Consider the following 12,794-nt stretch of genomic DNA (forward strand, 5'->3'; position numbering starts at 1 on the left):
GGTTGTTTATGGTGCGTTTTAATCTGAAAAACGAGGTTTTTGCTCCCAAAAGGAGCAAAAAGTAGGCAATAACTGAAAATGCACAAGTAGGTGCAACTACAGGAAGAAAAATGGTTGCACCTCGTTTGTGTTGTTGCATAGGATTCGTCGCCTGGGTGCAACCACCTCGTTGTGGTTGTGCATGAAATAAAAACAAACGCCAGGGCACACGCATGGGCAATCCACTAACGATCACCTTCGTGATCTACATCGCGGTAATGGTGCTGATCGGCTTCGCCGCCTATCGCGCCACCAATAACCTTTCCGACTACATCCTTGGCGGGCGCAGCTTGGGCAGTGTGGTTACCGCGCTTTCCGCCGGTGCCTCCGACATGAGCGGCTGGCTGTTGATGGGCCTGCCGGGCGCCATCTACTTCTCGGGCCTTTCCGAAGCCTGGATCGCCATCGGCCTGACCGTTGGTGCCTACCTGAACTGGCTGTTCGTTGCCGGCCGCCTGCGGGTGCAGACCGAACACAACGGCGATGCACTGACGCTGCCGGACTACTTCGCCAGCCGTTTCGAAGACCAAAGCGGCCTGCTGCGGATCATCTCGGCCATCGTCATCCTGGTGTTCTTCACCATCTATTGCGCCTCTGGCATCGTGGCCGGTGCTCGTCTGTTCGAAAGCACGTTCGGCATGCCGTATGAAACCGCGCTGTGGGCCGGTGCTGCGGCGACCATCGCCTACACCTTCGTCGGTGGCTTCCTGGCGGTGAGCTGGACCGATACCGTGCAAGCTACGTTGATGATCTTCGCGCTGATCCTTACCCCGATCATCGTGCTGATTTCCACCGGTGGCGTCGACACCACCTTCCTGGCCATCGAGGCGCAGAACCCGGCCAACTTCGACATGCTCAAAGGTGCAACCTTCGTCGGCATCATCTCGCTGATGGGCTGGGGCCTGGGTTACTTCGGGCAGCCGCACATTCTGGCGCGCTTCATGGCCGCCGACTCGGTCAAGTCGATCGCCAAGGCACGCCGCATCTCCATGACCTGGATGATCCTGTGCCTGGCTGGCACCTGCGCCGTGGGCTTCTTCGGCATCGCCTACTTCTCGGCGCACCCTGACCTGGCAGGCCCGGTCACCGAGAACCGCGAGCGCGTGTTCATCGAGCTGGCGAAAATCCTGTTCAACCCATGGATCGCCGGTGTGCTGCTGTCGGCCATCTTGGCGGCGGTGATGAGCACCCTGAGCTGCCAGTTGCTGGTTTGCTCCAGTGCCTTGACCGAAGACTTCTATAAAGCCTTCCTGCGCAAGAATGCCTCGCAGCGCGAGCTGGTCTGGATCGGCCGCCTGATGGTGCTGGCCGTTGCGCTGATCGCCATCGCCATGGCAGCCGACCCGGACAACCGTGTACTGGGCCTGGTGGCTTATGCCTGGGCAGGCTTCGGGGCTGCCTTTGGTCCGGTGGTGCTGATCTCGGTACTGTGGAAGGGCATGACCCGTAACGGTGCCTTGGCCGGTATCGTGGTGGGCGCGCTGACCGTGATCGTGTGGAAGCAGATCGATGTCTGGGGCCTGTACGAAATCATCCCAGGCTTCCTGTTGGGCAGCATCGCCATCATTCTGGTGAGCAAGCTGGGCAGCCCATCGCAAGCGATGGTGCAGCGCTTCGAGACGGCCGACGCGGCGTATCACGCTGACAAGTAATACCTGTTGAATGAGCGGTGCCTGCTTCGCGGGCACCGCTGATCGACAGCCAGGCCTGACTCCGCCTGCAAGGCAAGGTAAACTTGCCACCCCCGCAGGAGTTGCCATGAATTATCGTCACGCCTTCCACGCCGGCAACCACGCCGACGTCCTCAAGCACATCGTGCTGACCCGCCTCATCGCCCTGATGTCGCGCAAGGAGCAGCCGTTCGCCTATATCGACACCCACGCAGGCCTTGGTCTGTATGACTTGCAGGGCGACCAGGCGACCCGCACCGGTGAATACCTCGAGGGCGTTGCCCGGCTGTGGAATCGCGACGACCTGCCGGCCATGGCTGGCGATTACCTGCGCATCATCAAGCGGCTCAATGCCGATGGCGAACTGCGTTACTACCCAGGCTCGCCAGAGCTCGCCCGCCGCCTGATGCGTCAGCAGGACCGCGCCCTGCTCAACGAGAAGCACCCCGAAGACGGGCCGCTGCTCAAAGAGAACATGAAGAAGGACCCGCGCGTATTCGTGCACCTGGGCGAGGGCTGGCATGTGCCGCGTGCCCTGCTGCCGGTGCAGGAAAAACGCGCGATCATGCTGATCGACCCGCCGTTCGAGCAGGCCGATGAGCTCAAGCGCTGCACCAACTCGATGAAAGAGGCAATCGGGCGCATGCGCCAGACGGTCGCGGCCATCTGGTACCCGATCAAGGATCAGCGCTCGCTGACCCGCTTCTATCAGGACCTGACCAGCACCGGCGCGCCCAAGCTGTTGCGTGTCGAGTTGTACGTGCACCACCAGGACAGCCCGCAGGGGCTCAATGGCTCTGGCCTGGCCATTGCCAACCCGCCGTGGGGGCTGGAAGAAGAGCTCCGCGAGCTGCTGCCGTGGTTGGCCAAAGAGCTGGCGCAAACCGCTGGCAGCTACCGGATGGACTGGCTGATCGCCGAATAACCAGGCGCCTACAAGGGGCGGTGTGTCCTTGTTGTTTGCGTTATAATCCCGCCCTTTAGCCGCCATCCGCCCACAAGGCCGCTGGCGCATCTCTACCGAATGAAGAGGCTAATCCCTTGGCATTGACGATTCTTGGCCTGTCCGGCGCCCTTAGCCATGACCCTTCCGCGGCCCTGTACATTGACGGCAAGCTGATTGCCGCCGCCGAAGAAGAGCGCTTCGTGCGTGACAAGCATGCGAAGAACCGCATGCCCTACGAGTCGGCGAAGTTCTGCCTGGAGCAGGCGGGCATCAAACCGTCCGACGTCGACGTGGTAGCCATTCCGTTTGCCCCGATCAGCCTGTTCGGCAAGGCCCGCTGGCACTATGCCAAGCGTTACTGGTACGCCCCGGACCGCGCCCTCGACGCGATCCTGATGGGCAACCGCCGCTACAAGCGCTACCGCAAAAAGATCGTCTGGTGCCTGGAGCAATTGGGTTTCGACCCGAAAAAGGTCAAGATCGAGCCGGTCGAGCACCACCTGGCCCACGCCTCCAGCGCCTACCACTGCTCGGGCTTCAAGGAAAAGACCGCGATCCTCGGCATCGACGGTAAGGGCGAGTACGCCACCACCTTCTTCGGCTACGGCGAAAACGGCAAGATCCACAAGATCAAGGAGTTCTTCGACCCGGACTCCCTGGGCGGTCTGTATGGCGCGATCACCGAGTTCCTCGGTTTCGAGATGCTCGATGGCGAGTTTAAGGTCATGGGCATGGCGCCGTACGGCGATGCCAGCAAGTATGATTTCTCGCGCCTGGCCAGCTTCGAGAACGGCGAACTGGTGATCAACACCGAATACGCCAACGTCATCGGCCTGCGCCGCTATAAAGAGAAGGGCAAGGGCTTCTACTTCTCGCCGAAGCTGATCGAATGGCTGGGCCCCAAGCGCGAAGGCGACATTGCCGACGAGCCGTACATCCACTACGCAGCCAGCATGCAGGCGCTGTTCGAAAAGCTGGCCCTGCAGATGATCGACCATTACCTGGGCGACACCTTGAAGCAGACTGGCAAGCTGGCTTTCGCCGGCGGCTGCGCGCTGAACGTCAAGCTCAACCAGAAGATCATCGCCCGCCCGGATGTGAAGGAGCTGTTCGTCCAGCCCGCATCCGGTGACGCCGGTACTGCGGTGGGTGCTGCTGCTTATGTTTCCCACGCCCGTGGCGTGCCGGTCGAGAAGATGGAACACGTCTACCTCGGCCCGTCGTACTCCAACGAGGACGTGATCGCCGCCTGCGCCCGTCACCCGGACCAGCCGAAGTGGCGCAAGCTCGACAACATGCCAGAGCAGATCGCCAAGATCATGGTCGACGGCAACCCGGTGGCCTGGTTCCAGGGCCGCATGGAGTTCGGCCCGCGCGCCCTGGGCGGTCGTTCGATCATCGGTTGCCCGAGCGTCGAAGGCGTGGCTGACCGCATCAACCACCAGATCAAGTTCCGCGAGCGCTGGAGGCCTTTCTGCCCGTCGATGCTCGACACCGTCGCGCCGCAGATGATCAAGGTCGACCACCCGGCGCCCTTCATGACCTTCACCTTCGAAGTGGCTGAAGAGTGGAAAACCCGTGTGCCGGAAGTGGTCCACGAGGACGGCACTTCGCGTGCCCAGGTGCTGAAGCGCGAGTACAACCCGCGCTACTACGACATGATGAAGGCGCTGGAAAACCTGACCGGCAACGGCGTCTCGCTGAACACCTCGCTGAACCGCCGTGGTGAACCGATGATCTGCTCGCCGACCGATGCCTTGAACATGTTCTTTGGCTCGGACCTGCAGTACCTGATCATGGAAGACATCCTGGTAGTGAAGGACGGCGCGGCCGCGTATGACCAGCCGCTCTGAACCGCGCATCCTGCAGTTCTGCCATGGCTATGACGGGCCGTTCCTGGACTGTGCCCGTCAGTACGCCAGCCTGTTTCAGGGGCGTGGCTACCAGGTCACCACGGTATTTCTCACCGGCGCCGCCGACCCGCAGGTTGCGGCGGGCTGCGCGTCGGACGAGGTGCTGTTCCTGGAGTTCAGCTCCAAGGCTGTGCGTGGCCTGAAGCTCGGCGCCATCCGCGCCTTGCGGCGGATTGCCGCCGAGCGCAATTTCAGTTTCTGCATCGCCCACCGGTTCAAGCCGATCTATGTGGCATTGCTGGGTACCGGCCTACCGGTAATCGGTGTGCACCATGCCTTTGGCGACTATCAGCGCAAGGGTCGGCGGCTGTTTGCCAACCTGTTCAGCAAGCGCCTGAGCCTGCTGGGTGTTTCGGATGCGGTGCGTGACGACATGCGCCGTTGCCTGCCGCAGTGGCCGGCCGAACGCATCCAGACCCTGTACAACCGTATCGACATCCAGGCACTGCAAGCAGCATTGGTGCCGCGTGAAGCGGCGCGCCAGGCCCTTGGCCTGGACCCTCAGGCGTGGATCGTCGGCAATGTCGGGCGCCTGCACCCAGACAAGGACCAGGCCACGCTGTTGCGTGGTTTTGCCGAAGCGCTGCCCGGGCTTCCCGCAGGCGCGCGCCTGGCGATTCTGGGTAAAGGCCGCCTCGAAGCCCAACTCAAGGCATTGGCGGCCGAGCTCGGCATTGCCGGCCAGGTGGATTTCCTCGGCCAGGTGCCGGACGCGCGGCGCTATTTCAAGGCGTTCGATGTGTTTGCCCTGAGTTCCGACCATGAGCCGTTCGGCATGGTCCTGCTCGAAGCCATGGTCGCGGGCGTACCACTGCTGGCCACGGCCTGTGGTGGGGCACGCGAAGTGGTCGAGGGTGTGGGTGTGCTGTTCCCGCTGGGCGATGCTGCGCAGCTGGCTCAAGGCCTGAAACACATGGCCGCGCTAGACGACCAGCAGCGCGAGGCGTGCGCCGAGCACATGCTGCAACGCCTGCACCAGCGCTTCTCCGACTCGGCGGTACGCGAGGCCTTCTGGCAACTGCCGCAGGTGCGTGCCTTGGTGGCGAAGGCGTGATGCTCAATCGTATTCAAGCCTTCCGCGAGCGCGGCTGGCAAGTTATCGACGCCAAGGCGTATGCCGAGGCCTGGGCGCGGTTTGGTGGCAGCGTTGCCACCCATCCGCGGGTGGTCGAGCAGTTGGCTGAGCTGGCGCAGATCCCCGTGCGCTACCTGGGTTGGCTGCAAGACGGCGAGTTGAAAGCGGCGATTCCCACTTGGGGGCGCCACCTGGCGCTGTCCAAGGACGTGCTCAAGCGCGCGGGCAAGAAGGGCCTGTTCGACCTGGGCAATGCCGAGATCATCCTGCCGGCCGCCGCCGATGCCAGCGCGCCGCTGCGCCATGCCGCGCGTTACCTGTCCGAGCTGAACCAGGGCCGTTTTACCGGCCTCAAGGCACAGACCGAGCAGTTGGCCATGGCCCGCGCCCATGAAGACCTGTCGAAGAAGTTCCGCTACAACCAGCGCCGTGAGTTGCGCCTGCTGGAAGAGGCGGGCGGGGTGGTGCGGCCGATCAGTGACTTCGACGCCGGCCAGATCGCCGCCATGTACCGTGACCTGTTCCAGCGCCGCTGGGGCTTCCCGGCTACCGGCGCCGAGCGCCTGGCCGAGGTGCTTGAGCGTTTACGCGAGCTGCTGATCGGTTCGGTGCTGCTGCTGGACGACAAACCGATCGCGATTCAGCTGGTGTACCGGGTCGAAGCGCCCGAGTGGGTCAGCGTCGAGTACGTCAACGGCGGCGTCGACCCCGAGACCAAGGCATTCAGCCCCGGTAGCGTGCTGAGCTTCCTCAATACCCAGGCAGCCTGGGAAGACGCTCGCGCACGTAACAAGCCACTGCGGTTCTCGTTCGGCCGTGCCGACCGCGAGTACAAGGATCGCTGGTGCAACCCTGTGCCGGTGTTCCAGGCGTGAGCCGCAAGCAGCAATTGCTCAAGCGCCATCGGCGCAACAAGCGCCTGGGCCTGCTTGCCGGCCTGGTCGCACTGATCGCGCTGGGGGTACTGGCCTGGTGGTGGCTGCCGCTCTTGCTGCTGCCGTTGGTCTGGGCCGCCCATGAGGCCTGGTTCGCCGATCACTTGTTCTACGCACCCGGCGAGGATTACGCCTACAACTTCGGTGAGCTAACCCGCGCGGCGGCGGCCAGCCTGCAGGGTGGGCTGCTGCAGGCCGATGCGACACTGCAAGGTGACGAGACCCTCGTCCTGGAACTGCGGATAAAGAGCACCTGGCTGGGGCGCTTTCTCGACCCGCGGGTGGAGCTTTCTGCGGATGCGCTGAGTGATCGGCAAACCTTCGAGCGCGGCGTCGACGGGGTTCGCTTCCTGAACCTGACCGGCATGGCCTTGCCGCTCAAGGCCGGCACGCTGGGTGTGCGTGGTCGCCATTGCCGGCTGCAGGGTGAACCGCGCCTGTGGATAACCCCCAGCGTCGAGTTGCAGCGCCGCCGCGTCATGGTGATTGCGCCGCATGCCGATGATGCCGAGCTGGCGGCTTATGGGCTGTACAGCCAGGCTGACGAAACCTGGGTGGTCACCCTGACTGCCGGCGAGATCGAAGCCGAGCACTATCAGAAAATGGGCCTGGGCAAGGCCCAGGCGGCACGCCTGAAAGGGCGCTTGCGTGCCTGGGACAGCATTGCCGTGCCGCGCTGGGCTGGCGTGCCGCAATCGCGCTGCGTGCAGTTGGGCTACTTCTGCCTGCAACTGCCCGCCATGCAGGCCGCGCCAGATGTACCGGCGGCTTCACGCGAAGCCGACATGGCTGATATCCGCCCGTTCCGCCAGTTCAATCCGTTCCCGCTGCCGGCCGACAATGACGGTGCGCCGACCTGGCACAACCTGCTGGCCGACCTGCGTGCGCTGTTGGCAATGGCCAAGCCCGAGGTGCTGGTCATGCCGCACCCGCAACTCGACCCGCACCCCGATCATGTCTGTGCCCAGGCGGCCGTGCTGGAAGCCCTGCAAGGCCTGGCGTGGCAGCCGCAAACGCTGCTGTGCTACGCCAACCACCTGCATGACAACGACCGCTGGCCGATGGGTGACAGCGGCGACGGTGTGGCCTTGCCACCACAACTGAGTGCCGAGCAGCCGTGGGCACCGTGCTCGCTGGTGCTGGACGTGCCGACCCAGCACGACAAAGCCATGGCCCTGGGCATGATGCACGACCTGCAGCCTCCCGCGCCGTTCAAACGCCGCCTGCGGCGGTTGTTGCAACGCTGGCTGGCCGGGCGCAGGCCGTCGCCCTATGGCGAAAACGAATTCTTCCGCAAGGCTGTGCGCCGGCATGAACTGTTCTGGCGCCGTGAGCTGTAAACAATGCCCATGGTTGACCGCGATGGCGCAGCGCGCCCAAGGAAAGCAATGAAAGTCTTATTTCTGGTGCAGAAGGAACAGCGGGCGATCCTCGACCGCCTGTACGATGGCGTCGCGGCCAACTGCGAATGTGACCTGCGCTGGCTGACCAGTGAAGACCAGCGTAACCTGCGCCGCTACTTCAAGCGTGAAGTGCAGGTGGAGCGTTACGACCGCATCGTGTTCTTCCTGCGCTTCAAGCAGGAAATCCGCCAAGTGGCGTTCATCCAGACGGTGCCAAACCTGGTCATCCTCGAACATGATGCCTACCAGAACTACATCCCCTGCAAGTACACCGGCAAGTTCAGCGCGCATTACCGCAAACTGCCGTGGGCGCGGGTGATCAGTTCGGGCTACATGGTCAGCGAGCGCCTGCGCCAGGAAGGCTTTGACGCGGTATTCGTGCCCAAGGGCTACGATGAGCAGCTGCTGACCGACCAGGGGCGTGAGCGCGATATCGACCTGGCGTTCGTCGGCAGCACCAACAGCGTTGCCTACAGCGGGCGCAAGGCGCTGCTGGACGAGTTGGGGCGGGTCGAGAACCTGGTGGTGACCCGCACCAAGTCGGGCGAGGACTATTGCAACACGCTCAACCGTATTCGTTTCTTCGTCAGTGCCGATGTCGGCATGGGCGAGTACATGATCAAGAACTTCGAGGCCATGGCCTGTGGCTGTGTGTTGCTGGCGTTCGACCAGGGCGAGGAAGAAAACCGCGCCCTGGGCCTGCAGGACATGCACAACGTGGTGTTCTATGACAGCATCCCGACCCTCCAGGAAAAGCTGCGCAGTTTGCGCGCCGACCCTGCGCTGGCCCAGCGGATTGCTGAAAATGGCCGCCATCTGGCGGTTTCTCGTTTCAGTTTCGGTGAAGTTGGACGTAGCATCGTCGACCACATGCGCCCTGCGCTCAGGCCTCATCCGCCGTTGTCTGCCTGGCAGCGGCTACGTCTGAAACTGGGCATTTAATAAAGCACTTTCGTGCCTACGGAGCGGGTGCTGGAAGTCGATTGTCGCAATGCGGAGGGAGTCCGGTGCGCTTTTCAAATGAGAGTGATGTCACGCTGGTCGTGACCAGCTGTGGGCGGTTCGATCTGCTCAAAGACACCCTTGAGAGTTTCGATCGCTACAACACCGCGCCCATTCGCGAAGTCTTCATCACCGAAGATTCCGGTGACGATGCCGTGCATGGGGCAGTGCCAGAACACTGGAAACCGCATTGCAAGGTGTTCGTCAATCGGCCGAAGCTGGGCCAGCTGCCGTCGATCGACCTGGCTTACAGCCACGTCAAGACGCCTTACATCTTCCATTGCGAGGATGACTGGCATTTCTACCGGCAGGGCTTTGTCGAAGATTCCCGGGCGATCCTGGAGGTCAGCCCCAACCTGCTGCAGGTCTGGCTGCGCAGCCATGCCCATGACCTGTCCGTGCACAGCCCTTACATCCACCTGGGCGACCGTCAGGTGATCGCGGGCGTGCCTTGCTACCCACTGCTTTCCGAAAAAGCGGAGTGGCAAGCGTTTTCGCTCAACCCCGGCCTGCGTCGTTTGAGCGATTATCAGCGCTGTGCACCATTTGCCGCCTATGCTGGAGAAAAGGCGCTTTCCCGTCGTTATGCTGAGTTAAATCTGACAGCGGTCACCTTGGAGGGTGATGCAGTATTGCACACAGGATTTGGTAATCACGTGACCTTGCCCATAGAAGTGGAGCGCAAGGCCAAACGTCGTCAACGTGATCGGATAAAGCTGGCATTGACGCTGGTGGCAGGTGCCGTGATCGGCATGGGTATCACCATTTTTGTTCAATGAAGTCGCAGTCCCACCTGACTTTGAGCGGGAGAGGGGCGCTAACCCCATGAACATCGTCAATATGATGTGGGCAGGCGGTTCGCCGTACATGTCCATCCACAAGGTTCACCGACAGGTGCTGTCCCACGCCGGGCCCGATGCCAGGATCAGCAACTGGCTGCTGTTGGGCAGCGGGCTGTGCTGTGGGCTCGGCTCGACCCGGGAGTGGCACATGCCGCCGCGTGCGCTCAAGGGCCGGCACCTGTGGCGCCTGCTGCGGCCGTGGCTGCGCATGCGCCTGCGCAAGGCGCTGGCCGAGGCCCAGGCCGAGATCGTGCTGCTCGACGGTGTCGGCGTTGCAAGGCTGGTGCTGCCGCTGCTGCAGCAGATTCCCGAGGTGCGTGCCAAGGTACTGTTCCACGGCAAGACGCGCCTGACGGCGAGTGATATCCGCCTGTTGCGGGCATTGCCCGCCGAGCGCTTGAGCATCGCAGCGGTTTCGCACACGCTTGCCGAAGCCCTGGAGCATGACCTTGGGCGGCCGGTACAGACCCTGCGCATGGCGCTCGACCCTCGGGCCTTCGTCGAAACGCTGTTGAGCCGCGAGCAGGCCAGGCAGGCACTGGCGTTGCGGCCAGGCAACGGCCAGGTGCTCGGTGCGGTGGGGCGGCTGGTCGAAAGCAAGGGCTTTGAAATGCTGATCGAGGCGTTTGCCAAGGCCGTTGTCGACAAGCCCGACCTGCAGATGGCAATCATTGGTGAAGGCCCTCTGCATGCCGTGCTGCAAGCGCGCATCGACGAACTGGGCCTGGCTGGGCAGGTCCATCTGTGCGGCCATCGTGAAGACCTGCAGCGGCTGTACCGGGCATTTGACTGGCTACTGGTGCCTTCGCGTTCGGAGGGCCTGGGGCTGGTGGTGCAAGAGGCGGTGATGGCCGACGTGCCGGTGGTGTGCAGTGACCTGCTGGTGTTCCGTGAGCAGTTGCTGGACACCGGTGGCTACTTGCCCATCGCCGATGAGCATGCCTGGGCCGAGGCGATAGCGCGCTGCAGCCTACCAGACGCCGCAGCCGTGGCCGCCCGACAACGCCAGGCACTGGCGCCGGAGCAGGCCTGGCAAGCCTTCCAGAATGGCTCGCAAAACCTGCTGCGAGGTTGACCCTCAGCGGGCCAGCAGGGCTGCCTCGAAGTCGGCGAGGGGGAACTGGTCACCCAGGTTCTCCCGCTCGATGTAGCGCACCATGTGCTGCACGTTGCGACGAATCATGCGGGCAGACAATGGCGGGCGCAGGAACCGCATGTCGGCCACATCAATCAACCCCAGGCGCTGATCGGGGGTGACCACGACATTGCCCAAGTGCAGTGAGCGGAAGTAGACACCCGCGCGGTGCAACTGGCGTATGAGTTCGATCAATCGCGGCAGATAGGTGTCCCAGCTGAAGTCGGCGTCGCGCGACATCTGCAGCAGGGTCCGCCCGGGCAGCGGGCGATACAGCACCGCGGTTCTGCCGGGCAAGTCGAGTTTGTGCTGGCTGATCACCTCGAGGGTGGGAATGCCCAATTGTGAGAGGCGCGCGGCGTTGTCGACGAAGCGCTGCGAGTAGGGGCGCAACAGGGCAGATGAAATCAATCGCTTACGGCGAAAAACCTTAAGGAAATTACCATCCTTGAGCAGGTAGACTTTGGCGCCATGGCTGTCTGCCTCTAGCACCTGTGCGCCTAGTGTCAGCTGATCGAAGTCGATCTGGGTGAGCCGGGAGCATTGCATGAATAGAGCCTTGTCGTCTGGCGAGCAAAATGACCGGCAATAATGCCGAAAATAATGCGGTAGCACCATGGATGGTGTCTTTGATTCATCGGGGGAAAAGGATGTTGTATGAAAAACGCTGGGCTCGGGCCTGGTTAGGTTTGGGTCTGGTCTGGTTCCTGGCGGCGATTGCATTGGCGCCCAGCAACAAGATCTACCAGCAAGGGCTGGTGTTGTTTTTGTGGTTACCGACGCTCGTGCTGGCGTGGTCTGCCCGGCAGGTGTTTGCCCAGGCCTGGCGGCGTCAGCCGGCATTGTGGGGCAGTATCTTGTTGCTACTGGCCTGGAGCGGGTTGAGCCTGGCCTGGTCGCCGGCCGAAGAGCCGGGGCGTGAAATCAAGCGCCTGATCTACATTCTGGTCTTCCTGATGGCGTTCCCGTTGCTGGCCCAGCTGGGGCTGGCCCGGATCCGCCAGTTGTTGCTGCTGGGGAGTGGCCTTTTGGCCTTCGCCGCGCTGGTGTCGATCATCAACTTCTACGGGTTGCAGGGCAAATCGCTGCTGGCCCGGCTGGCAGGTATCGGTGAAATTTCACACCCCATCCTGGGTGCCTATGTGGTCGGGGCCGCCGCGCTGTTCCTGTTGTACGAGCCGCCGCAAAAGCGTGGCATGCAGTTGCTGTGGCTGGCGGCGCTGGCCTGCCTGGGCGCGTTTGCAGTGCTCAGCCAGAGCCGCGGGGCGATCCTGGCCCTGGTGATCACGGTGGTGATGGCGCCGCTGTGGTTCCGTGATCGTCACAGCCGGGTGTTCTCGATCCTGGCGGTCATCGCCACGGGCGCTGCGTTCTATGTGATGTACGACCTGATCGCCAAGCGCGGCTCGTCCTACCGGCCGGAGATTTTCCATGCGGTGGTGGACATGATTGCCGCCCATCCTTGGACAGGCCTGGGCCTGGGCGCTGGGTACGATGTGAGCGCAGTCGGCAAGCACTTCGACCATACCCACAACATGTTCACCCACGTTGCGGTGGAAATGGGCCTGCCCGGCATGCTGCTGTGGGTGACCGTGTGGCTGTACACCCTCGGTGAAATCGTCCGGGCCCGGGCCACACTGTTCGGCAAGGTACTCTTGTGCTTCTGGGTCTACTCGACCCTGGCCATGCAGTTCGATGCCGCCAGCCTGACCGGTACGCCGCGTGCGGAGTGGTTCATCAGCTGGTTGCCGGTCGGCCTGGCCATGTTGTTGCCCTGGGGGCGTGCCGAAAATGAAGCCTGTGGTAAAATTTCCGGTTCAACCTGAACAGCGAG

At 62.8% G+C, this 12,794-nt stretch carries 11 protein-coding genes; 10 read left to right on the forward strand and 1 reads right to left on the reverse strand.

Annotated features, from left to right (window positions below):
- The first annotated feature begins 212 nt into the window (after window positions 1-212).
- The 9 genes from putP (at window position 213) to HU770_RS09050 (ending at window position 10,900) form a co-directional block, all read left to right on the forward strand.
- Window positions 213-1,691 (forward strand): sodium/proline symporter PutP, encoded by a 1,479-nt coding sequence (putP, locus tag HU770_RS09010; RefSeq protein WP_186663509.1) that lies wholly within the window; start codon window positions 213-215, stop codon window positions 1,689-1,691.
- A gap of 106 nt (window positions 1,692-1,797) precedes the next feature.
- The gene (gene rlmJ, locus HU770_RS09015; RefSeq protein WP_186652807.1) at window positions 1,798-2,634 is read left to right on the forward strand and encodes a 23S rRNA (adenine(2030)-N(6))-methyltransferase RlmJ; all 837 of its coding nucleotides are present in this window, start codon (window positions 1,798-1,800) and stop codon (window positions 2,632-2,634) included.
- Between the two features lie 116 nt (window positions 2,635-2,750).
- Window positions 2,751-4,508 (forward strand): carbamoyltransferase, encoded by a 1,758-nt coding sequence (locus HU770_RS09020; RefSeq protein WP_027592485.1) that lies wholly within the window; start codon window positions 2,751-2,753, stop codon window positions 4,506-4,508.
- On the forward strand, window positions 4,492-5,622 hold the full coding sequence (locus HU770_RS09025) for a glycosyltransferase (RefSeq protein WP_186663510.1): 1,131 nt from the start codon (window positions 4,492-4,494) through the stop codon (window positions 5,620-5,622). The genes HU770_RS09020 and HU770_RS09025 overlap by 17 nt, the downstream gene beginning before the upstream one ends.
- Complete coding sequence (locus HU770_RS09030) at window positions 5,622-6,518, forward strand: antimicrobial resistance protein Mig-14 (RefSeq protein ID WP_186652800.1); 897 nt, start codon at window positions 5,622-5,624, stop codon at window positions 6,516-6,518. Before HU770_RS09025 ends, HU770_RS09030 begins: the two co-directional genes overlap by 1 nt.
- A complete protein-coding gene (locus tag HU770_RS09035; protein ID WP_186663543.1) occupies window positions 6,515-7,918 on the forward strand; it encodes a PIG-L family deacetylase in 1,404 nt (467 codons plus the stop codon). Before HU770_RS09030 ends, HU770_RS09035 begins: the two co-directional genes overlap by 4 nt.
- 48 nt (window positions 7,919-7,966) lie before the next feature.
- Entirely contained in the window at window positions 7,967-8,923 is a 957-nt protein-coding gene (locus HU770_RS09040; protein WP_095063881.1) for a glycosyltransferase, read from the forward strand.
- Between the two features lie 65 nt (window positions 8,924-8,988).
- The gene (locus HU770_RS09045; protein WP_033701853.1) at window positions 8,989-9,762 is read left to right on the forward strand and encodes a hypothetical protein; all 774 of its coding nucleotides are present in this window, start codon (window positions 8,989-8,991) and stop codon (window positions 9,760-9,762) included.
- Between the two features lie 46 nt (window positions 9,763-9,808).
- Window positions 9,809-10,900 (forward strand): glycosyltransferase, encoded by a 1,092-nt coding sequence (locus tag HU770_RS09050; protein WP_186652796.1) that lies wholly within the window; start codon window positions 9,809-9,811, stop codon window positions 10,898-10,900.
- Window positions 10,901-10,903: 3 nt separating this feature from the next.
- On the opposite strand, the gene HU770_RS09055 is transcribed toward HU770_RS09050, so the two are convergent.
- A complete protein-coding gene (locus HU770_RS09055) occupies window positions 10,904-11,509 on the reverse strand; it encodes a lipopolysaccharide kinase InaA family protein (RefSeq protein WP_186663511.1) in 606 nt (201 codons plus the stop codon).
- Between the two features lie 101 nt (window positions 11,510-11,610).
- Between HU770_RS09055 and HU770_RS09060 the strand changes: the two genes are divergently transcribed.
- Entirely contained in the window at window positions 11,611-12,786 is a 1,176-nt protein-coding gene (locus tag HU770_RS09060; protein WP_033701850.1) for an O-antigen ligase family protein, read from the forward strand.
- Window positions 12,787-12,794 lie beyond the last annotated feature (8 nt).

Source organism: Pseudomonas sp. SWRI68, assembly GCF_014269165.1.
Classification (GTDB): Bacteria; Pseudomonadota; Gammaproteobacteria; order Pseudomonadales; family Pseudomonadaceae; genus Aquipseudomonas; species Aquipseudomonas capeferrum.

What these genes read in the sequence shown, in the direction of transcription:
- putP (WP_186663509.1), top strand. Translation starts at nt 213, where the DNA reads ATGGGCAATCCACTAACGATCACCTTCGTGATCTACATCGCGGTAATG.
- rlmJ (WP_186652807.1), top strand. Translation starts at nt 1,798, where the DNA reads ATGAATTATCGTCACGCCTTCCACGCCGGCAACCACGCCGACGTCCTC.
- HU770_RS09025 (WP_186663510.1), top strand. Translation starts at nt 4,492, where the DNA reads ATGACCAGCCGCTCTGAACCGCGCATCCTGCAGTTCTGCCATGGCTAT.
- HU770_RS09030 (WP_186652800.1), top strand. Translation starts at nt 5,622, where the DNA reads ATGCTCAATCGTATTCAAGCCTTCCGCGAGCGCGGCTGGCAAGTTATC.
- HU770_RS09040 (WP_095063881.1), top strand. Translation starts at nt 7,967, where the DNA reads ATGAAAGTCTTATTTCTGGTGCAGAAGGAACAGCGGGCGATCCTCGAC.
- HU770_RS09050 (WP_186652796.1), top strand. Translation starts at nt 9,809, where the DNA reads ATGAACATCGTCAATATGATGTGGGCAGGCGGTTCGCCGTACATGTCC.
- HU770_RS09055 (WP_186663511.1), bottom strand. Translation starts at nt 11,509, where the DNA reads ATGCAATGCTCCCGGCTCACCCAGATCGACTTCGATCAGCTGACACTA.
- HU770_RS09060 (WP_033701850.1), top strand. Translation starts at nt 11,611, where the DNA reads ATGTTGTATGAAAAACGCTGGGCTCGGGCCTGGTTAGGTTTGGGTCTG.